This window comes from Bradyrhizobium elkanii USDA 76 (genome assembly GCF_023278185.1).
GTDB classification, from domain to species: Bacteria; Pseudomonadota; Alphaproteobacteria; order Rhizobiales; family Xanthobacteraceae; genus Bradyrhizobium; species Bradyrhizobium elkanii.
The window spans coordinates 3604888-3623501 of the sequence record NZ_CP066356.1 but is presented as its reverse complement, the minus strand read 5'-3'; the positions used below and the strand labels follow the sequence as shown (position 1 = coordinate 3623501).

At 57.7% G+C, this 18614-nt stretch carries 35 protein-coding genes, 1 tRNA gene and 1 pseudogene; 20 read left to right on the top strand and 17 right to left on the bottom strand.

What is annotated here, in order from left to right:
* Positions 1-6: 6 nt before the first annotated feature.
* The 16 genes and pseudogenes from JEY66_RS17340 to JEY66_RS17265 all read right to left on the bottom strand — a co-directional run bounded on the left by JEY66_RS17340 (position 7) and on the right by JEY66_RS17265 (position 9652).
* A complete protein-coding gene (locus tag JEY66_RS17340; protein WP_018272525.1) occupies positions 7-1098 on the bottom strand; it encodes a prolipoprotein diacylglyceryl transferase in 1092 nt (363 codons plus the stop codon).
* Between the two features lie 14 nt (positions 1099-1112).
* A complete protein-coding gene (locus tag JEY66_RS17335) occupies positions 1113-1412 on the bottom strand; it encodes a hypothetical protein (protein ID WP_018272526.1) in 300 nt (99 codons plus the stop codon).
* The gene (locus tag JEY66_RS17330; protein ID WP_051110118.1) at positions 1409-3070 is read right to left on the bottom strand and encodes a portal protein; all 1662 of its coding nucleotides are present in this window, start codon (positions 3068-3070) and stop codon (positions 1409-1411) included. Before JEY66_RS17330 ends, JEY66_RS17335 begins: the two co-directional genes overlap by 4 nt.
* Positions 3070-3624 (bottom strand): portal protein, encoded by a 555-nt coding sequence (locus JEY66_RS17325; protein WP_041482671.1) that lies wholly within the window; start codon positions 3622-3624, stop codon positions 3070-3072. Before JEY66_RS17325 ends, JEY66_RS17330 begins: the two co-directional genes overlap by 1 nt.
* Positions 3624-4916: a PBSX family phage terminase large subunit gene (locus tag JEY66_RS17320; RefSeq protein ID WP_018272527.1), complete on the bottom strand. Its 1293-nt coding sequence runs from the start codon at positions 4914-4916 to the stop codon at positions 3624-3626. Before JEY66_RS17320 ends, JEY66_RS17325 begins: the two co-directional genes overlap by 1 nt.
* Positions 4888-5157: a hypothetical protein gene (locus JEY66_RS17315; RefSeq protein WP_248887616.1), complete on the bottom strand. Its 270-nt coding sequence runs from the start codon at positions 5155-5157 to the stop codon at positions 4888-4890. Before JEY66_RS17315 ends, JEY66_RS17320 begins: the two co-directional genes overlap by 29 nt.
* Positions 5158-5167: 10 nt before the next feature.
* A complete protein-coding gene (locus tag JEY66_RS17310) occupies positions 5168-5326 on the bottom strand; it encodes a hypothetical protein (RefSeq protein ID WP_018272529.1) in 159 nt (52 codons plus the stop codon).
* 144 nt (positions 5327-5470) lie between these two features.
* Positions 5471-6004, bottom strand: coding sequence for a hypothetical protein (locus JEY66_RS17305; protein WP_141382020.1), 534 nt, complete (start codon positions 6002-6004; stop codon positions 5471-5473).
* 217 nt (positions 6005-6221) lie between these two features.
* Positions 6222-6704 carry a YdaU family protein gene (locus JEY66_RS17300; RefSeq protein ID WP_018272531.1) on the bottom strand — a complete coding sequence of 161 codons (483 nt, stop codon included), beginning with the start codon at positions 6702-6704 and terminating at the stop codon, positions 6222-6224.
* On the bottom strand, positions 6701-6949 hold the full coding sequence (locus JEY66_RS17295) for a DUF2312 domain-containing protein (RefSeq protein WP_018272532.1): 249 nt from the start codon (positions 6947-6949) through the stop codon (positions 6701-6703). Before JEY66_RS17295 ends, JEY66_RS17300 begins: the two co-directional genes overlap by 4 nt.
* Before the next feature lie 14 nt (positions 6950-6963).
* Complete coding sequence (locus JEY66_RS17290; RefSeq protein ID WP_018272533.1) at positions 6964-7455, bottom strand: GIY-YIG nuclease family protein; 492 nt, start codon at positions 7453-7455, stop codon at positions 6964-6966.
* Entirely contained in the window at positions 7433-7657 is a 225-nt protein-coding gene (locus JEY66_RS17285; RefSeq protein ID WP_018272534.1) for a hypothetical protein, read from the bottom strand. Before JEY66_RS17285 ends, JEY66_RS17290 begins: the two co-directional genes overlap by 23 nt.
* A 178-nt stretch (positions 7658-7835) precedes the next feature.
* Positions 7836-8129, bottom strand: a pseudogene (locus JEY66_RS17280) (helix-turn-helix domain-containing protein); the annotation flags it as partial.
* Positions 8130-8686: 557 nt separating this feature from the next.
* On the bottom strand, positions 8687-9043 hold the full coding sequence (locus JEY66_RS17275) for a hypothetical protein (RefSeq protein ID WP_026193012.1): 357 nt from the start codon (positions 9041-9043) through the stop codon (positions 8687-8689).
* A gap of 144 nt (positions 9044-9187) precedes the next feature.
* Positions 9188-9478 (bottom strand): hypothetical protein, encoded by a 291-nt coding sequence (locus JEY66_RS17270; RefSeq protein ID WP_141382022.1) that lies wholly within the window; start codon positions 9476-9478, stop codon positions 9188-9190.
* An 18-nt stretch (positions 9479-9496) separates the two neighbouring features.
* Entirely contained in the window at positions 9497-9652 is a 156-nt protein-coding gene (locus JEY66_RS17265) for a hypothetical protein (protein WP_018272539.1), read from the bottom strand.
* Between the two features lie 27 nt (positions 9653-9679).
* Between JEY66_RS17265 and JEY66_RS17260 the strand changes: the two genes are divergently transcribed.
* Positions 9680-9904: a hypothetical protein gene (locus JEY66_RS17260; RefSeq protein WP_018272540.1), complete on the top strand. Its 225-nt coding sequence runs from the start codon at positions 9680-9682 to the stop codon at positions 9902-9904.
* A 114-nt stretch (positions 9905-10018) separates the two neighbouring features.
* Positions 10019-10267, top strand: coding sequence for a hypothetical protein (locus JEY66_RS17255; RefSeq protein WP_057840178.1), 249 nt, complete (start codon positions 10019-10021; stop codon positions 10265-10267).
* Here the strand turns inward: JEY66_RS17255 and JEY66_RS17250 are convergent.
* Positions 10261-10488 carry a hypothetical protein gene (locus tag JEY66_RS17250; RefSeq protein WP_026193013.1) on the bottom strand — a complete coding sequence of 76 codons (228 nt, stop codon included), beginning with the start codon at positions 10486-10488 and terminating at the stop codon, positions 10261-10263. The genes JEY66_RS17255 and JEY66_RS17250 overlap by 7 nt on opposite strands.
* Before the next feature lie 73 nt (positions 10489-10561).
* On the opposite strand from JEY66_RS17250, the gene JEY66_RS17245 reads away from it, so the two are divergent.
* From JEY66_RS17245 to JEY66_RS17170, 18 genes are all read left to right on the top strand, one after another.
* A complete protein-coding gene (locus JEY66_RS17245) occupies positions 10562-10912 on the top strand; it encodes a hypothetical protein (RefSeq protein ID WP_051110120.1) in 351 nt (116 codons plus the stop codon).
* Positions 10913-11021: 109 nt separating this feature from the next.
* A complete protein-coding gene (locus JEY66_RS17240; protein ID WP_018272543.1) occupies positions 11022-11198 on the top strand; it encodes a hypothetical protein in 177 nt (58 codons plus the stop codon).
* Entirely contained in the window at positions 11198-11491 is a 294-nt protein-coding gene (locus JEY66_RS17235; protein WP_018272544.1) for a hypothetical protein, read from the top strand. Before JEY66_RS17240 ends, JEY66_RS17235 begins: the two co-directional genes overlap by 1 nt.
* Positions 11491-11676, top strand: a complete 186-nt coding sequence (locus JEY66_RS17230; RefSeq protein ID WP_018272545.1) for a hypothetical protein — start codon at positions 11491-11493, stop codon at positions 11674-11676. Before JEY66_RS17235 ends, JEY66_RS17230 begins: the two co-directional genes overlap by 1 nt.
* Complete coding sequence (locus tag JEY66_RS17225; RefSeq protein WP_041482674.1) at positions 11676-12473, top strand: ERF family protein; 798 nt, start codon at positions 11676-11678, stop codon at positions 12471-12473. Before JEY66_RS17230 ends, JEY66_RS17225 begins: the two co-directional genes overlap by 1 nt.
* Entirely contained in the window at positions 12464-13108 is a 645-nt protein-coding gene (locus JEY66_RS17220; RefSeq protein WP_041482675.1) for a lambda exonuclease family protein, read from the top strand. The genes JEY66_RS17225 and JEY66_RS17220 overlap by 10 nt, the downstream gene beginning before the upstream one ends.
* Positions 13105-13524: a recombination protein NinB gene (locus JEY66_RS17215; RefSeq protein ID WP_018272548.1), complete on the top strand. Its 420-nt coding sequence runs from the start codon at positions 13105-13107 to the stop codon at positions 13522-13524. Before JEY66_RS17220 ends, JEY66_RS17215 begins: the two co-directional genes overlap by 4 nt.
* Positions 13521-13868 (top strand): DUF968 domain-containing protein, encoded by a 348-nt coding sequence (locus JEY66_RS17210; protein WP_018272549.1) that lies wholly within the window; start codon positions 13521-13523, stop codon positions 13866-13868. The genes JEY66_RS17215 and JEY66_RS17210 overlap by 4 nt, the downstream gene beginning before the upstream one ends.
* The gene (locus JEY66_RS45135; RefSeq protein ID WP_018272550.1) at positions 13865-13993 is read left to right on the top strand and encodes a hypothetical protein; all 129 of its coding nucleotides are present in this window, start codon (positions 13865-13867) and stop codon (positions 13991-13993) included. Before JEY66_RS17210 ends, JEY66_RS45135 begins: the two co-directional genes overlap by 4 nt.
* Before the next feature lie 18 nt (positions 13994-14011).
* Positions 14012-14572, top strand: a complete 561-nt coding sequence (locus tag JEY66_RS17205) for a hypothetical protein (protein ID WP_141382024.1) — start codon at positions 14012-14014, stop codon at positions 14570-14572.
* A 52-nt stretch (positions 14573-14624) separates the two neighbouring features.
* The gene (locus tag JEY66_RS45130) at positions 14625-14759 is read left to right on the top strand and encodes a hypothetical protein (RefSeq protein ID WP_259171293.1); all 135 of its coding nucleotides are present in this window, start codon (positions 14625-14627) and stop codon (positions 14757-14759) included.
* Positions 14760-14819: 60 nt separating this feature from the next.
* Positions 14820-15269, top strand: coding sequence for a hypothetical protein (locus JEY66_RS17200; protein WP_018272552.1), 450 nt, complete (start codon positions 14820-14822; stop codon positions 15267-15269).
* Between the two features lie 385 nt (positions 15270-15654).
* A tRNA-Trp gene (locus JEY66_RS17195) sits at positions 15655-15728 on the top strand.
* 116 nt (positions 15729-15844) lie between these two features.
* A complete protein-coding gene (locus JEY66_RS17190; RefSeq protein ID WP_026193015.1) occupies positions 15845-16144 on the top strand; it encodes a hypothetical protein in 300 nt (99 codons plus the stop codon).
* Positions 16145-16147: 3 nt separating this feature from the next.
* A complete protein-coding gene (locus tag JEY66_RS17185; protein WP_018272555.1) occupies positions 16148-16558 on the top strand; it encodes a hypothetical protein in 411 nt (136 codons plus the stop codon).
* A gap of 2 nt (positions 16559-16560) precedes the next feature.
* Positions 16561-17739 (top strand): hypothetical protein, encoded by a 1179-nt coding sequence (locus JEY66_RS17180; protein WP_041482677.1) that lies wholly within the window; start codon positions 16561-16563, stop codon positions 17737-17739.
* A gap of 37 nt (positions 17740-17776) precedes the next feature.
* The gene (locus tag JEY66_RS17175) at positions 17777-18280 is read left to right on the top strand and encodes a hypothetical protein (RefSeq protein ID WP_141382026.1); all 504 of its coding nucleotides are present in this window, start codon (positions 17777-17779) and stop codon (positions 18278-18280) included.
* 2 nt (positions 18281-18282) lie between these two features.
* The gene (locus tag JEY66_RS17170) at positions 18283-18606 is read left to right on the top strand and encodes a hypothetical protein (RefSeq protein ID WP_018272558.1); all 324 of its coding nucleotides are present in this window, start codon (positions 18283-18285) and stop codon (positions 18604-18606) included.
* Positions 18607-18614: the final 8 nt, after the last annotated feature.

Genomic DNA, 18614 nt, shown 5'->3' with positions numbered 1-18614 from the left:
CGTTCCTTATGATGCCCGGCGAGAGGCGCGCCTAGCTATCAAGAGCTCAAGGGCGTCCTTTTCACTGCCGGAATTGCTGAGTTTGTCGGTGAGGGATTGAACGAGTGCGGCCTTGTCCGCGCCGGGAGCGCGAGCAACACCGGGACGCTGAACCGGAGGAAGATCGGGTTTGACAACAGCTTTCGGAGCGTTCTGGATGTCCCGCAGCTTCAGGGAATCCGCGAACAGGCGCTGGATGCGATGGTCGTAGATGGAAAGACGTTCCTTTCCATTCGCCAGCGCGGCCAATTCACTTTCCTTGAAACCAAGATCCGGGAGCAATTCCCTCGCCACGCGCAAGGTGAGCTTTTCAGCCTTGTCCTTGTCTGCGAGATCGGGAATGAACTCGACCGCCTTTGCGTTCTCCGACTGGACATGTTCGATCCAACGGTTCTGCTGGGCAGTTTCGTTCTCCTTTGCAACGCGATCCGTCTCCGACTTTGCGGTTTGCAGACGCATCTGATGCACCTGCCATGCCTGAAAGCGGAACGGATCTTCAGACTGAAGCCGGACGACATCATCCATAGTCTTGATGTCGCCGAACGACTGCTGAAGATTGCTTTCCAGCTCCCGCATGAGAACAGGAAGCTGGGCTTCGTAGTGCTGTCGTGCCTTCTCCGCCGCCTCGCGCTGAGCCTTGACGGCGTTGCGCTCTTCAGCGAGCTCGTTTTGACTCCGGCGAATCGCTTCACTGGCCTTCCTGTCCTGTTCCAGCAGGAATTCCTGCGTTCCAGGGTCGAGTTTGGCCCAGTGTTCGGCTCGATCCTTCGTCCAAGACCGCGGAAGTTCGAGTGGCGGCTTTGCAGCCGGGTCGGTTTCCTGGTCTTCGGCGGTAGCCTCCACAGGAGGGGCGCCGTTGTCCTCATCGGACAATTCTTCCTCTGCGGTCGCGTCCTCCGCGCTCTCGGCAGGAATTCCAGCTTTCTCACGGGCTGCGACCAGCGACGCAACCGCACGCTCCGCAGAATCGAAGCTTGCAGGCGCGTCAGCGTCGAGCGCGATTACGGTTGCGGCAGGCGTAGTGTCCTCACCGCCAGCGGCGGTTTGCTCATCACTCATGGATGTCCCTTGGGTTAAACCTGTTCCCAGCGCCTTGCGCGCTCGGCAGTCTCGGCAAGCTGACGCAACTCAGTGGTTGCCAGCGTGCCGTTGTTCACTATCGCGGTGAGGTGATCCCTCACCTTCCCGACGACATTGATCGCCAGAAACAGCTTTTCCCGGCCGGTCACGTCATCGATCGTGGTTAGCCGCCACGCCTGTGTATAAGCGCTCTCCAGCGAGGCAAATGCTTCGGCCAGCAGATCGTGCTCCAACAATTCCTTCGCACGGGTGCCCTTTACTGCGTCCTTCTGGAGCTTGATTTCGTCGATCATTTCTTGGGCGCCGGCTTCTGCTTCATCTGCTCAAGCTTGGCCTGATGCGCCGCGTCGTTCTGCTCCATCTTGGTATCGTGAGCATGCGCGGTCGCGACCATATCCATGGCTGTCTCAGCCATGTGAGCATGGTGTTGCTGTTGGTCGTTGAGCGCCTTGCGCTCCATCTCGATCGCCTTCAGATGGGCGTCGATGATCTTCAGCTTAGCGTCCATTTCGGCCTTGAACTGCGCCAGCTGCGCCGCATCGGCCGCCTTCTGCTTGTCGAGCTGAGCCTTCAGCGCCAGTTCCTGCTGATCGTTCTGCGCCTGCGCCTGGATCGCCATGACCTTGGGATCCGGCGGCGGCTGGACGGGAGGATGCAGCGGCTGCCCGGTCTGCGGGTCCTTGGCATCCGGGTCATTGAAGAACTTGTCGGGGTTCTTGTGCCCCATGATCTTGGTCAGTTCGGCCGCGGTGTTGTAAAGCTCCTTGTCACCGACCAGATTGCTCTTGCCGCCGGCAAGCAACTCCTTCTGGACGTTCCCTAGCGCCATCGTCTGCGCGAACTGCTGAGCCTTCCCGCCGGTACCGAGCCCGACGTTGATCGTCATGTCGTCGCGGGTTTTCCAGTTCCTCGGATCGACCGGAACCCACTTATTGCGCAGGCGAACTGTCTGTTGCTGCTGACCGTGCTTCCGGATCGTGCCGTGGAGCAGCGAGAAGATGTCACGCACGCCCTCGGCCATGATGCGCGCGATCAGCTTGGTTCGCATCTGCGAAGCGCTGAAGACCTGCGCAACAGCCGTGGCCGACTGGTTCTGCAGCGCGTTGGCGTCGAGCCCCTGCGACTGCTGGCTCAGGCCGGTGCGCTGCTCTCGCACCGAGTCGAAATACTGAATTGCCGGATACACGCTTGCCGTGATGTCCGGTACAACCTGCCAGTTCAGGCCGCCGGGTGTCTTGGTGCGCACCACACCACCGGGCCGCGACACGAGCAAATCATCCAGCGTGTTTTGGCCCGCGTTGGCTTCGGCGACCTCAACGCGCGGGTTATTGTGCAAATAGAGGTTATCGAGCGCACCGCGGATCAGCGCCGTCTTGATGCGCTGGATATCCATGATCAAATCAGCGACAGACCGGCCGAAGAACCGATGCGGCTGCGGAACCGGGCATGTAGCGGCGAACGGAATAGCATCAAACGGCGTGATCGCCGGCTTTCCGTCCTTCTTGAGGATATCGCCCTGCGTGCCCGCCGTGATGACTTGGTAGAGGCAAGCCCGGCCGTTCCCCTCGTAATCCAGCCGGATATAGTGCTCGGTGACCTTGACGAGCCTTGCGGCCTTGTTGGACGACGCCGAAACCGTGTTGAAGTGCTCTCCAACCGTATCGCGGGAAAGCGTCTCGACTTCCGTATTGCCCGTGTAATCCTCAAGGCCCATCACTTGGTCTTCATCAAAGCCCTCATCGATCAACTGGCTTTGGGTCTTGGTGACGATCTCGTGAAAGCAATAATTGCAGTCCTTGATGTTCCGAGCGCCGCGCTCGATGCCGAACTCTTCCGGCGGAACACCCATGACCTTGGCCTGGGCCAGCTTGCGCGTGGTCACAATGGTCACGTCATGGACCATCGGCGCTTGTAGCGTTTCCATGCTGGTGTTAGGCGCGATGGCGTCCATCAGGCCGCCTGCCCCATCGGTCTAGCCGTATGCTCAACAATCTCCATAGCCCCGCCCGACTGAGCCACAGCCAGCGACAGCATCGCAAACTGATCGTCGGTCAGGTCGTAGTAGGTCTCACGCTCTTCCTGCTCGCGCTCTTCCCACCAGACTTTCACAATGCCAACCTTGCTGAGCAGCGCGTCCTTGATGAAGGAGTACAGCACCATGAAGCCGGGGTTCTGCTGCATGAACACATGGTTCACGTAGTCGGTTTCCTGCTGCGCGGCCTCCTCGTCCTCGGGACCAACCGGCTCGAAGCGCACAACCTCATCGGAGCCAGCAAAGATGTCCATCAGCGTCGGCATCAGTCCTTCAATGGTGTCAGACACATCGGTTGAAACAGCAGCCGATCGGCCGTCTACCGTGGGCATGTCCTGGGTCATGTCGCCAAGATAGTACTCCATCGCGGTCGCGCGATCCTGGCTGAGCTGGGCTGCAACGAGTGCGGCCAAGGCATCGGACTTCTCAGCGGCCAACACCGATTTCAGCTCAAGCAGATCCATCTTGGCCATCAGGCTACGCCCATATTCGGATAGCTCAGCGAGCGGTTGAAGTTCGCGCTTGAGCTAGGCGGCGTATAGCAAACTGCCATCAGACCGAACGCATCCGCAGCATGCGACGACCAATCATGATCAGGGCCGAGACCGACATTGCGAACTTCGTCCTTTTTCTCATGATAGAAGCCGAGCGCTTGGCGCCCTGATTCCGTTGTTGCCTCGTTGAACCACATCTGCGGTCCTAGTCTGCGCACAGCCTCGATCCTCATCGCCGCAGCGCCCTTGCCCTGGTTCTTGACAGAAGGCTCGACATTGAACCCGGCCTGTCGCCAGTGCTCCTCATACTTCAGCCCGAGAACGTTGTTCTCGTGCACGCCATCGTGCGGCAGGTAGTTGATTGCCTTCTCGTACCCGTTATCGCGCATCCATGCGACGTGATACGAAAGCGTCTGCCCGACCGACTCGTAATAGTCCAAGATCCGGATTTCCTGGTTCACCCACTGGACGATCCAGATTGCATAGGCATCAGCCGAGGCTCCAGCCCCCCCCAGATCGTGGAAAGCTCGGAGCGGCAATAGCGGGTCAGCCGCTACAACCCCTATCCTGCCCTTCCGCTTAGCCTCTGAGAGCAATGCTGCGAAGTAGGCGCCCTCGAACGCCTTTGCATAGTCGCCTTCGTACGTGTGGTCGTACCGTTCCGGGTACCGCTCGAGCTCTAGAAGTCGCTCGGCCTCCAGAACGTCGGTCCACCACGGATTATCCCGCCAATTCGCCTTGACGAGGACCGCTCCCTTCGGAAGGCCATTCTTCCCCCGAAAGAAGTCATCGATCGCGTCGGACTTGCGCGTTGGGTTCCAGGAAGCCCAGATTTCCGAATTGTCGGCGCGGATCGTTGGGCGAAGCAGCGAAAGGCTGCGGGCGCTCAACGTCTGCGCCTCCTCAATCCAGGCAATCCGGAATCCCTCCAGCGACTTGATGGATTCCGCAGAGTGATCCTGCATGCCCTGGAAGATGATCAGACCATCCCCTGGCGTCTCGATCTTGTCGTTGAAGACCTTGAAGCTGGATCCAACCCCCAATGCGGCGATCTTACTCTCAATCAGGCGCTTGGACGATTGCGCCAGCGTCTTTTGGACTTCACGGATACAGACGCCCAGAGTCCCCTTTGTCGCCTGACATTCCTCAACAAGTAGCTCGCCAAAAAAGTGAGACTTGCCAGAACCACGACCGCCCCAAGCGCCCTTGTACCGAGCAGGAGCAAGAAGCGGCTCAAAGACCTCAGCCGTTGGTATCCGAAGGACGGACAATCACGCGCTCGATTTTGTGGATCATCGTCAACGGGTTTTCTTCATCGCCCGAAATTGTCGTCGCGGCCAAATCCGGCATCACCTTCTTGAGCAATCCAAGACCAGCGGAGACTTGAGTTGCGCTCATCTCACGTTCGCCTTGGACGTGCTCAATAAGCGCGTTGAGGATGTTGCTGTTTTGGATTTTAACCCGGTGCTCATCCGACATGCGGAATCCGGGCTTACGACCGCGCTCAGACATGGTGTCTGGATCAGCCCTTCACCCGCTTGAGGCGGGGATTGGCTCGCTTGGCGCCGGCAGAGTCGCGACGGGTAGCCGCAGCCAAGATCGCGCCAGCGCGGTCCTTGGACACGCCTTCCCGCTTCGCGATCGAGGCCTGAACCCTTTTGAAGCCTGGATGCTTTGCCATTGGAGACCTCATTGGTTCGAAGCAGCGCGCCCAAAGCTGTCACGGAGTTTGGGGGCAACATGGCGAAGAGCGCTGAACGCGCTGCCTCGATTGGAAATAGAAAACCCGCCGCGAATTTCTCCGGGCGGGCGCGAAACTTGGATGCTACCTGCTAACAGGTGATTTGCTGTACCGGCAAACAGTATTTGTCGCCAGTCCATAGAAAACTGCGAGTTCGTCGAGCGCGTCACGAAAGAGCCGACCATGATAGCGCAGCACCTGCTGCGCATTGCTCCCCGAAAGTTCTTCCATGGTCTGCCCTTGGATCAAGACTGCTTCCACTACGCCATGGAGCCGGCGCCCTAGCATTTCTTCGACTTCGACAAGACGCTTGCGCGCATTGATCTGGCTGTCCGTTAGCGGCTCAGGAAGCTTGCCGCCATCAACGGCCTCTTTGGTAGGGTCGATCGCTCGCGCCCCGCGGTCGGCACGCTCCCGGTCCGCCTGGTATGCTCTGCCCGCGTGATACTGCGCGTCGTCGATCTGATGATGGGAATGCAACCGGCCGAGTGGATCCCCGCGAGTCTGTCGCTCGACACTGACCTTCTCGCCATCCTCGTAGGGGTCGTCCACCTCCATGGTGGCGTACTGGCCGGCCGCCAAGAGATCGACCGAACGGCGGTCATGGACTTTCTTCATCGCTATTGCCCCGTGCATTTCGACCTCTTTTGGTATTCCTCGAGCCATTCACGCGAACGCTTGAGCCTTGCGGCCTCGTTGGCATGGTCTTTGTCGATCGGCGCTAGGCCCGAGGTGATTTCCTTAGACCGGCGTTTCGCACTTACGGCGTTGATATCATTAGCATCCGGACTGATTTCCTCCGGCGTTTTAACCGATCCATCTGACGGATCACGGATCACGCCCAGCCCTTCTGCTTGATGATTGAAGCGAGATCGCTCGTCGTACTCCCACCGGCCGGCCCTCTCTCAATACGATCAGTAGTAGTTATATTTCTTTGTGTATGTGTCATGCTTGAGCAAACGGAAGCATTTGCTCCATTGATGAAGTGTTTCATCTGCGTCCGCATGCCGCCCTTGGCACCAGCCTCGGCGCGCTTCGACGACACAGCAAACCGCTTCTCCAGCTCCTCCTCGATCCGCTTGTGCCGCCAGCCGTCAAAAAAGAATGCCTGGATCGTCTCCTTGCTATCCAACCAAATGCGAAGCGGAAGCTTAGCAATTGCTGCTAGCTGCTTGTCGTCAGCCGGAAGCTCATGCTTGCGCCAATAGTGCATCATCAGCAGGAGGTATGCCCCATGCTGAGTCGTCGTCAGATGCCCCGTATCAGCCAGGTAGTCGCCGATATAGAGGGGCATCCACAGATCGCGCTTCTTAGTCATCCAAGCATGCCAAGCTGGTGCATGTAGGTCTCAAGGATCGTCTCCTGCTCCGCGCGAGCCTGAGGATCCTGCTTACGGATCGCCACGACCTTCCGGAGCACCTTCACGTCATAACCATTTCCCTTGGCCTCGGCGTAGATGTCCTTTTGGTCGTCACGCAACTCCTTGATATCGGTATCCAAGCGTTCAATACGCTCTACGATCGATTTGAGTTGGGCACTGGAATTGTGACCGGCGTCGTTCATGAAAAAATGCCCCTTCAATGAATAGCTGTTTGTTCCGGCGAGACGCGAGGCGCAAATTTCGTATCAAGCGGCAGCCCGCGCTTATCGCAATAAGCGATGAAATCGAAACACTGCCTGATGTGCTTCGCTATGCCCAGGTTATCAACGATCCGTTCGGCCGTTTCCGGAGCGTCCTTGCAAATCGCCAAGAACATTTCTCGGGCAATCGTGCAAACGCCTATCGCCGCATCCACTGGGCATACATCGAACCACTCGCCGACCAAACGAAAGTCTTCAAACTGATCGTGAAGCGCCTCTTCAAGCCACTTGGCTACCATCCGACCGGGAATGGGAATCGCGCTCATCAGCTCTAGCTTGCGAGGGTTTCCGGTTTGAATTCCCGCCAAGCGACTAGCGGGACTTTTCGTTATCCCAATTTTGCAGGGCGCAACGGGGACGCTGTTCTCGAGGGCCGAAATGACATATACGAAGTGAAGATCGTCATTATGCCCCTGCTGCTCGCTCATGTGCGTCCTCGGTGTTGGTGATGACTGGAACGCGGTGGAAACTCTGGCGGAGCATAAGCGTGACGCCATCGGTCAGGATGTTGCGCATCTGATCGTGGGAGACCTCGATCTTGACCAAATCGTCGGAACCGAAGGTCTGGAAATTGATTACGTAGCGCCCGGGATCCGGCGTCGTCAGGTAGGCAAGCTTTGCGATGCTCATGCTGCGCGGCTTTCTTTGCGAAGCTGGCGCGTCCTGATATCCCTCAGCGCGGTCTCAAGTTCGCGGCGTCGGATCGACCGCGGCGGCTCGACCTTCACGAGCGCGGCAAGATCCGCGGCCTTCTGAGCCAACGGGAGCCGCTGAATGCGGCGCAGTACCTCATGGATCGGCGTTGGCTTCATATGCGGATCTCCGGGATGTTTTCCTTGATACGTTCGATTTCAGCGGAAAGAACCGGGTCTTTCTCTGCCTTTGCCTCAATCTTGCGAACGGCGTGAAGAACCGTCGCGTGGTCACGACCGCCGAAGCGGCGGCCGATATCAGGAAGGGATCGCGATGTGATCTTCTTCGCCAGATACATTGCGATCTGCCGAGCATTCACGATTTTCGCTGTCCGGCGCGATGACTTCATGTCAGCCATGGTCAGGCCTGGATATTCTCGGAGAACAGCGCGCTGTATTGCCTCGATCTGATTGATGATGATCGGCGGGAACGCGATCTTGCAGGCGCCCGCTATCACAGCGTTCGGGATCGGCGGGAGAGGCTTGGGCGGCTCAGGAACAGGAACGACAACTGGCGGTTCTTCTTCCCCGTGATGCCGTCTGAGGCTCGCCAAAAGCCGATCAGATGCCTTGGCGGCTCGCTCTCGGCTTACAGATTCGTCCGTTCTCGCAAGCGACATATCCTACTCCAACTTCAATTAGCGAGGTGGGCACCATCGTGCCGAGCACGACATTTACGAGCAGCATCATTGCGGCATATGCAGCACTCCCGATCGCCGTTTGGCCGCACATAAGTATTGTTAGGAGTGTATTCGTGCCCGTGAACGCAGTGGGTTTTCCGATGCTCGGCGCGATGACAAATCCTGCAAAGCCAAACGACCTCTAGCGGCCTCGAATAATCGCGATGGTGAGCCTCACTCTTTGCTTCTCCACAAACAACGCACGGCCCTCGTCTGAGCTTTCCGCGACGAAGAGCATTTGCCACAGCCCCTCGAGCCAGTATCTTGGGACGGTCTTGCATCATCGCTTAATCCATTCCCATGCCAGCTTTATCTTGATCCAAAGCTTCCGGAACAAAGCCTTCAGTAATCGCATCGATCTCTCCCTTGATGAGCCTCAACTTCAGCTCATCATTGCGGTTTTCTTGTTCGACGCGACTGCAAAGATTGTCGTAGCTGGCCCTGATATTCTGAAAAAGTGTGATGCGAGGTTCTTTGACCTCTTGCGACATTGCGAGAAATTTCCGCACCCAGGACGACGACGAGCCGATGGTCTGGGCGACGATTTCATATGCAACTGTTCGAGAGCCGACGCGGCGTTCTTCACGTTCAACAAGCGCGCCTAGAGCGCTGCGAGTGATTGAATTTAACGCGGCGGTACTCATTGGCTTTTTCCTGTCTCTTTTTGACACCACTGGAACAATCCCTTCATGCATGTTGAGGACATGAAGGACAGACACTTCGATAACGACAACGAAAAACTCAGCTTTACTTCGCTCGCTGCGCTAACAGCGAACGTAGTTCAGTACTTACAGAAAAAGAAAATAGAAGATGGAGAGACCAAGCCCGACGCCAGTCACAGCGACAAGCGCGATCGCGAAGAGCACCTTGAGGAAGTCAATCGTCGCTTGAGCGACGGCGAGCGTAGGGCTTACGTCCGCGAGGGCGTCGAGCGTATTAGAAGGTTTGAAGATAGAGCCCGAGGGAAACGGGGTTGAGAGATCGGCGCGATATGTATTGCTTCGCGTCGTAGCAGCCAGTCTGTCGCTTGTGCCCCCGAGGGCAGGCTGGCTGCTCATGATCTGAATGTTGCGTGCCATGATGTTCTCGCTCATTCTTCAAATGAAAATGCCGGCTTCCCGGCAGTCCACGAAAGCAACGGCGCGGTCATATTCCAGTTGCCAATAGAGCTCCGCGAAGGGCGCGATCGACGCCTCGAAAACAGTTTCAAAAAAGTTCGACCAGATGGTCCAAAAGCCTATAAATTGCAGCATTTTTGAACCTTAAGATTTGAGGAAAACATGGATTTGATCGACCCGAGAAACGTCTCTGAGATTTTCTTCGACGGCATTCACGAGGTGAAGATCACAAGGGGAATTGCACGGATCGTACTGTTCAGTCGACAGGACGGGACCGGCACCGTCGAAGCGCGCTTGCGATGCCCGCTCTCCGAGTTGCCTGACATCATTCAAGCTCTCGTGATCGCGCTGACAAAAGCTGCTGGAAGCGGACGAAAATCGCCGTGAATGTTCCCGCCCAGGAACAACCGATAAAATCGATTCAATCTGACGGCGAAAGTTTAATGTCGTTTTCCCGGCGGATGTGTTTGCATGCCCCGTTCTCGAGACGGGGGTCGTGCAATGGAAGACGAAGAACTGCTTCTTCAGGCAGCGAATGCACCTACAATGTACTTCGACGGGTTCGGAGCTTTCAGAAAAATCAACGGGGTGCTGCGCTGCGTGGGCTACGTGCTCGGCAGCGGCGCCCAACTCAATGTGATCGTTTCCTTGACAGGCGCCGAAGCGGCCAATGCCGAAGCGCGTCGTGTTCTCGAGGAGAAGAACGCCAGAAGCACCAACATCACCGAGCAGATGCGCGTGGCTCATTGAGCTGCCTCGCGCGGCTTGGCTTTTTCTTCTTCAAGGCGCGCAAGCAGGTCAAGGGTAACCCCGGATACACCGAGATCTCGTGCGGCGTTAACGGTAGCCATCCATCTGGTGGAGGGGATGGAGTCACGAGCCTTCATTGTGCGCGCGTGGCTCTCCTCGACGCCGATTGCCTCTGCAAAACGGCCGCCGAAAGCATCAATGATTGCGGAAAAGGAGTTCATTCCCTTTCGCTACACCAAGTAGCGATACGTGTCAATACAGCATGTAGCTCTTTTCTCGCTACAATGCGTAGCTATGACCGATGATGAGAAAATCCGTAAAGGACAGGGTTCCCGGCTCCGAACAGTTCGGATGGCCGCAGGTTATCCATCCGCCAGAAGCGCAGCGCTGGACGCTGGATGGCCCGAGAGCACATATAGGGCCCACGAGGGGGGCACCAGGACAATTGATCCGAGAGACGCGGAGCGCTATATAAAGCACTTCCTGCGACAGGGCGCCAAAGGCGGAAATTTCACCGGCCGCTGGATCATCTATGGCGACGACGATGAATTGAGCGAAGCCAGTCTGGATGATTTGGTTAGGGGCGAATCCCCAGCCTTTAAGAAAAAAGCCATCGACGCAATCTTAGCTCTCAAAAAGCGATAACTAGGTCCGATTCGGACCAATGTAAACATTTTCCGAAAATCGCTACAACATGTGTTGACATGTATCGCTACAGGGCGTAGCGTCGCTTCCAACAGATCGGGAGCACGACATGAGCAAAACGCGGTTAGACCTCCTCGGGGCCCTCTGGCAAATCCAGACCCACCCGGCATTCCGCACCGTCGATATCGTGACGAGCGCGGCTTCCCCCAAGGTCTCTGACGATCAGGTCCGCAACCACATCGAGGGTTGCCTTCGCTTCATCGCTCGCAAGGCGGAGGCGATCTGATGGCCCAGCAGCATTCATATTACGTCGTCATGTGCGACTTCGGGCGCCTCGGCCTTGAGGCGATAGTGAAGCCCGAGATCACCCGCCGCAACGTGATCGATCGGATAAAGGCCGGCGAATACCAGCTCATTCAGTTCATCCACCACATTGCTGACGGCCTTGTCGAGGTCGTGACCGACGAGCTGATCGATGAAGCGGAAGCCGAGCTTCGGGCCGAACACATCGCTTCCCGCGCCGACCGCCTAGCTAACACGCAGGACCACAACCGCAAGCTGGTTCGGGAGGCAGTGTGATGCGCCGCCTCCCCCTCTCCCCGATCGACCGCGAGCAGGCTCTGGCGAACTTCTACAACGCCGAGCGTCGCGCCGGTGCTGATCCGCTCGTCGCCAACGAGCGCATGCTCGAGTTCTCCAAGCGCTTGGACGCTGCGTTCGAGCGCGATCTGGAAGTCATTCGCCAAGTAATGGAGCGTTCCTGATGACCCTTCCCGCTGAGAACATCCGCGAAGTAGCTGGCCCGGTTTCATACCCGCCTGCCCTTTCTGAGACTGCAGCAGTGTTCAGCATGATCGAGCGCGCGGCGCGCGATCCGAACGTGAACATGGACAAGTTGGAACGCCTGATGGCGATGCAGAAGGACATGGCTGCATCACGCGCCAAGGTCGCTTTTGACGCCGCGATGGCTGACATGCAGCCCAAGCTGCCCGTCATCGATCGCAAAGGCAAGATCGAGGTAAGGAAGAAGGACGGCAACGGAGATCGAACTGGCGCAGTCCAGCAGTCAACTCCCTACGCCCTCTGGGAGGATATCAACGAGGCAATCCGTCCGATCCTGGCTGCTCACGGGTTCTCCCTCACCTTTCGTGTTGGCAAGACGGACGCTGGCCTGATCACGGTTACCGGCATTCTTGCTCATCGCGAAGGCCATCGGGAGATGGATACCATCACCCTGCAGCACGACAGCACAGGCAGCAAGAATGCTGTCCAAGCGGTCGGCTCGTCCAACAGCTACGGCAAGCGCTACACCGCGATCAATCTTCTCAACATCACTACGCGCGGAATTGACGATGATGGAAAAGCAGCTGGCGCGCCGGAGGCCATTACTCAGGATCAGGCCGACGATTTGCAGGCGATGATTGAGAGCGTCAACGCCAACAAGGCCAAATTCCTGAAGTTCTTCGAGGTCGAGCATGTCGGCCAATTGCCGGCCAAACGCTACCAAGAAGCCGTCAACATGCTCAACGCCAAGGCGCGGGGGCATCTGCAATGCCAATAACCATTTTTGACTGCGATCAGAACAGCCCTGAATGGTACGCAATTCGTTGCGGAGTGCCGACGGCCAGCATGTTCAGCGCGATCCTTGCTAAGGGTGAGGGCAAAACTCGGAGGGCCTACAGGAATCGCCTTGCAGCGGAGATCATCACCGGAGAGCCGACCGAGACTTTTACGAGCCCGGCGATGGAGCGCGGCCACATAATGGAAGCAGAGGCGCGCGACGCCTATTCATTCATGATGGACGCAGACCCGACCCGTGTCGGCTTCGTCAAGAATGGCGACAAAGGTTGTTCTCCAGATAGCTTCCTCGGAGACAAGGGGATTCTGGAGATCAAGACGCAGCGCGGTGATCTGCTGGTAGACACTCTGTTGAAGAACGAGTTCCCGCCGGAGCACAAGGCGCAGTGCCAAGGCGCGCTATGGATCTGTGAGCGCGAGTGGGTTGATATCACGGTTTACTGGCCAAACATGCCGCTTTTCGTCAAGAGAGCGTACCGCGACGATGGGTACATAGCCAACCTGGCTGGAGCAGTAGCCGCGTTCAATGAAGAGCTGACAGAAGTAGTCCACACAATACGCCAACACAACGGCAGCACGTTGCTAGCCGATCTCAAAGCATCCGCGGAGGCAGCATGAGCCGCGCAGTCGTCGTCCTCAATAGTCAGGCGGAGCGCGAGCGCGCCATCGACTGGATCGAGCGCGCCAAGACTGGATCGCGCATCGAGTTCAAAGGCCCGTGCCGCACCTTGGAGCAAAACTCCCGTTTCTGGGCAATGCTAACAGACGCGGCTGTGCAGGGTCGCATCAACGGGCGCCGGTTCAATACCGAACAGTGGAAGCTGATATTCCTTCACGCCTATGCGGAGGAACGCGGCATCGAGATCAAGTATCTGCCCGCACTCAATCGCGCCGGCATGGTTCCGTGCGGTCGGTCATCATCCGATCTGTCTGTCACCGAGATGTCGGAACTGATGGACTTCATGTCGGCATGGGGAGCCGAGAATAACATCGTCTGGAGTGATCCGGCGCTTAAGCAGTCGGAGGCAGCATGAGACAGCGTCTCTTTCGCGTCAATGACGACGCTCACTTGAACTTCATCCGCTCTTTGCCCTGCGTGATCTGTCAAAACAACATCCAGACCGAGGCCGCACATCTGCGCACCGAGAGCCGCATGTACGGCAAAGACTTCACGGGCGGTGGTCGGAAGCCGTCCGATAAGTGGGCTCTTCCGCTTTGCAGCAACTGCCATAGCGAACAGCATCGCGGGAATGAGATCGCCTTCTGGAAAGCGCGCGGGATCAACCCGTTCGTGCTGGCACTCAGCCTCCATGCAGCTACCGGCGATGTAGAGCTCGCGCACGATGTCATCGCGCACCAGGTCGGGAGAGCAGCATGATCTTCTCCGGTCCCTCAGGCTGCTGCGCGAGTGCAGATTACTCGCTGACGTGGATCATCATTGGCGGGGTGCTGTTGGTGATCGCGGTGCTTTTCGTCGTCGATAGCCATACGCGCTGCCGCTGAGGATGTGCTGGAGCCATAATGAAATACCGCTGCGCACATTGCGGAAAGGTGAACGACAAGTGGGCGGGACACGTCAATCGTGCGCGGGCTCGCGGCTTGAACCTCTACTGCAATCGCAAGTGCTCGGGTCTTGGCCGGCGTCTCGGCAAGTCGGAGGCTCAACGTAAAGAGGAAAAGCGCCTCTACGACATCGAATACCGCGCCAAAAACCTTGAGACCATCAAGGCGAAGAAGAAGGCCTATTTCCAAAGGACTTACGACCGCAAGGCTGCAGCGGAGTATCGGAAGCAGCGCATGCATCTACACGTCGAATACTGCCGGCGCCCAGAATATCGGGAATGGAAACGAGAGTACGACCGGAAATACCGGGCGAAGGAGTTCGGCGCATTCGCCGAGGCGTACATGCTGACACTCGACCTCAACCGAGAGATCAAGGGAAGGACTACCCGTCATGAAGTCAAATACCAAAACGGCGCAACGAACAAAGCGCAACGTCGCAAACGGCAAGCGCAAACCGAAGAACGCGGTCGCAACTCGCGACGCAGCGGTCCAGGTAATCCGGCCGCTCACGGCTGGTAGCCTGAAGGACATCCTTTGGGAGACGCTGACCGACCTGAAGCACGAGAACATCTTGCCGAACAGGGCCGATGCCATCGCCGCTCAGTCGCGTGAAATCCTGCGCACGATCAAGGTCCAGCTCCAGGTCGCTGGCGCAGCCAAGCGCGCAGTCCCTCAAGACATCATCGAGTTCTCCGAGCGCAGGTGACCCCTGCGCGATGATGGATGAGGACGCATCAGGACAAGGACACTGACCAATGAGGAGACCATGAACCAGAACATGCCAATGATGGCGTCATCGGCTTACTCGACGAACACGATTGCGCTCGCGGCGCTCGGCGACGCAGGCTTTCAACAAGCTCAGAATTTCGCCGCCCAGAACGCCACGGCCCGACGTTTCGACAACCAACTCAATCAACTCAACCTTAAGCAGGAGATTTTCCCCATGTCTAACCGTCGCCTCGTCAAAGTCGTTATCGTCGATCCGAACGAGAATATCCCACTTGACGATTGCGTCCTCTACAGCGGCGACGAAAAGCTGACTGACTCGACGGACCAAGAGCTTTTCTTCGAGATCGACATTAAGGGCATTCTCGAAGCCCATAACGACAAGCGCGTGAAGGTCATCGACAAGAGGGTCAAGGAACGCACCGAACATCTGGAGCCGGCGAAGATCCGCGATCTGAAGATGGTCGTCGTCAACATCGCGACGTTCTGAAGTCGCTCCCATGACCCGCGCCGCCCAAATCCTCTTCGTGCTCGTCGCCGTCTCGATCTGCATCCCGCTTGGAGCAACGATCGCTGGCATGACGTTCGAGCACTTCGCCGGCCAGGACGGTGACGAATGACGACAGCCGTTTGCCTTCTCCTCGCCCTCTATCTGCTCATGAAAAACCAACTCCAAGCCGCCGGGCTCGTTGCGCTGGTCGGGATCGTGAAGGTGTTGCCATGACCGAGCTTCTTCCCTGCCCGCTTTGCGGATCGACCAAGATCGATAGCGGCATTTGCTATCTCGAGGACAAGAGCAAGAGCGAGCCAGCGGTTCGCTGTGTCGATTGCGGTTGCCGAGCTACCTTGGCTGCATGGAGTTCACGTACATCTGAAGGTGGGAAGTGTTACGGTAGCACGACGGTCTCCAAAACCGTAAGCGCGGGTTCGACTCCCGCTCCATCTGCCATCCCAGCCTCTGCCCAAGGGGCGCAAGACCATGAGGCGCTTCAGGCGGCTTGGGCGGAGGGGTATGAATTCGGCCTGAATTCCCGCGACAAGACGCCCGGAGATATCGAACCTCTTTTGAAAGACCCGGTCGCCGTTCACATAAACATGCTTCGCGGGCGCATCGCTAAGCCAAGCTGGGCGGCCATCAAGCACCTTTACCCGGAGCACTTCCAGCCGGAGGCATCCCAACACCCGGAAGGTGAACCGCTATCCCTCAAGCGCCGCAGCGAGGCAGACGCCTACTACAAGATCCTGCAGACGATAGCCCGTTTCCCGATCACCGATCCGAAGAACCAAGACGCGGTGAACCTGCAGCTCATCGCAAAAGGGGCTCTTGAGCTCTCTTCAACTGTGTTGTCCGGACAGGAGGGCTGACGCATGAGTGAGCGGTTTGAGCAAGCCCTACGTGACGGACTCGGGGATCAAATCAAGGATGACGAGATCGCAAAGCAGCTCTGGAGCGCTCTCGCCAACGTAGATTGGTACCATCCGGAGCGTAAAGAGGACGCCGGATATTCATTCCGAGCGGCCGGCGCGCTGATCGCCCGCCTCCGGGGCGAAGGCGACTACATGGATTGGTACTGCTGCGGCCCCTATGCGACCGTCTCTGATTTCATTGCCAGAACCCTCAAAAAGCAGGGCTGGATCTACGACGATATGCCAGCCATTTGCGACGAGCCTGGATGTCTCGGCTTTGTCTCATGCGGAACGCCGACTCCAACGGGCTATCGCTCGACTTGCTATGAGCACCGTCCAGAGGTGACGCGCCATGAACATTCAAGGAGGTAATCATGACTGTATATTTTTGCAATGCTGAACCGATTGACCTGAACGCGATTGCCCTTATGGGCGTCTCTGTGAAAACCGGGGCCAGCCCGATTGGCTACTTCGGCACTGGGCTCAAGTTCTCTATCGCGACCCTGCTCCGCACCGGACATGAAGTCACGCTGATCCGGAACGGCGAGACCATTCCGTTCACCGTGAACCACGAGGTCATCCGCGGCGAGACTTTCGAGCGCGTCAAGATGGGTGACGAAAAGCTCGGCTTCACCACTAAGCTAGGCCGTAACTGGGAGCCTTGGCAGGCTTACCGAGAACTGACCTGCAACTGCATGGATGAGCAGGGCAGCATCAATGACTTCGCCCCGGAAGCCGAATACGGCACCGTTTTCGCCGTGACTGGCGAGGCCATCGAACAGTGCCACCGCAACCGGCATGAGATTTTCCTTGCTTCCTCTCCGGCTTTCGATGCCGAAGATTGCGAGATCCATACCGGCAGCAATCTGCATGCCTTCTATCGAGGGGTGCGAGCCCACAAACACGGCCGACCGGCTCTGTTCACCTATAATGTGAAGGAGCACCTGGAGTTGACGGAAGATCGGACCATTAAGCACCCCCACATGCTTGAGGTCTATGCCGAACGAGCAATCGCCGAATGCGCCGACGAGGATATGGTCGAAATGGCCATCATGGCGCCGGAGGGCACCTTTGAAAACGGCTTTGACTACACGGGCGCCTATCACAAACCGTCTGCGGCATTCATGGCCGCAGCTTTTCGGCTACGCGGCAATGCTCATGCCAATCGACACGCGATCAAGCTTTGGGAAAAGCACGCGGACGTGAGGTGGACCTACGAGCCGGTCGATCTAGATCCCTTTGAGGAGGAGGTGATCGAGCAGGCCATGACGCTGGTCAAGCGGCTCGGCGTCGATATCCAATGGCAGGACTTCATCGTTGTCGATGGGCTCGGCGAGGGCATTTTCGGGGCCGTCCGCAGCAATCGCATCCTGATCGCTAAGCGAACCTTGGACATGGGCCACCGCTTCACGGCCAGCACCCTCTACGAGGAGTGGCTGCACAAGACGGAGGGGCTCGCCGACCAGAGCCGCGACCTGCAAAACCTCTTGTTTGAAAAGCTGTTCGCGATGGTCGAGCGCGTTAGCGTCATCGAGCGGAGGACGGCTGCGTGACCCTCTCGCACATCCAACGCAACCGTGAGGATAGGTTATGAGCAACCTGCTTGATCTAGCGGCGCGGTGCAAATCAGCAACCGCACCCGATCGCGAATTGGATTTGGAGATCTATCTCATCCTGTGGCCGGCAAGCGACATCGCTAAACTTGTGGCGAGCCCGCGCGGCTTGAACGGGCAAGAAGGATACTCTTGGGATATCCGCGGGGATGCGGTTATTTTCGAGCGATGGACAAGCGATGGAAGGTGCCCATTCAACGGAGGGTATACACTTCCGGCGTATACTGACTCCTTTGACGCCGCCATAAATCTGCTGCCTGGTGGCGTCGCGGTCATTGACCTAACTCTCTCCTTCGACACGTTAAATGACCGCAGCCACCCGGCGTGCACCATCAGATGGTATCCGCGCGGCCATTCCGATAACGCTTGGCATGCTGCGATCGAGAGCGGAAAGACGGCGGCTTTAGCCGTTTGCAATGCTGCCCTCACCATGCGCGCAAGAGAGGCCGCCAACCGCGCTGTTTCGGAGGGAGCGTCGTAGCCATGCATGATGATGACGAAGATTATATCGGGTGCGACGGCGAAGACGTGCCGTGCGACCACGATGATTATGATACGGACATCCTCACAGGCCGTTGCATGTGCTGGCGTTGCGGCGAGTCCTGGTATGCGACCGCTGCTGAGATGGATCGCGAACTGCGCTTCCAGTCCGAATATGCGGAGATCATGGAGCGCGAGGATCGCCGGCAACGGTGGAGCGATTTCTGGTGGGCCGTTCGCCATCCCCTCGCAACGATCCATTGGGAGTTAAGCAAGCGCGGATGGTTTCGGAAGCCAGCCGTCAGCGACGACGACATTCCATTCTAGGAGATTAT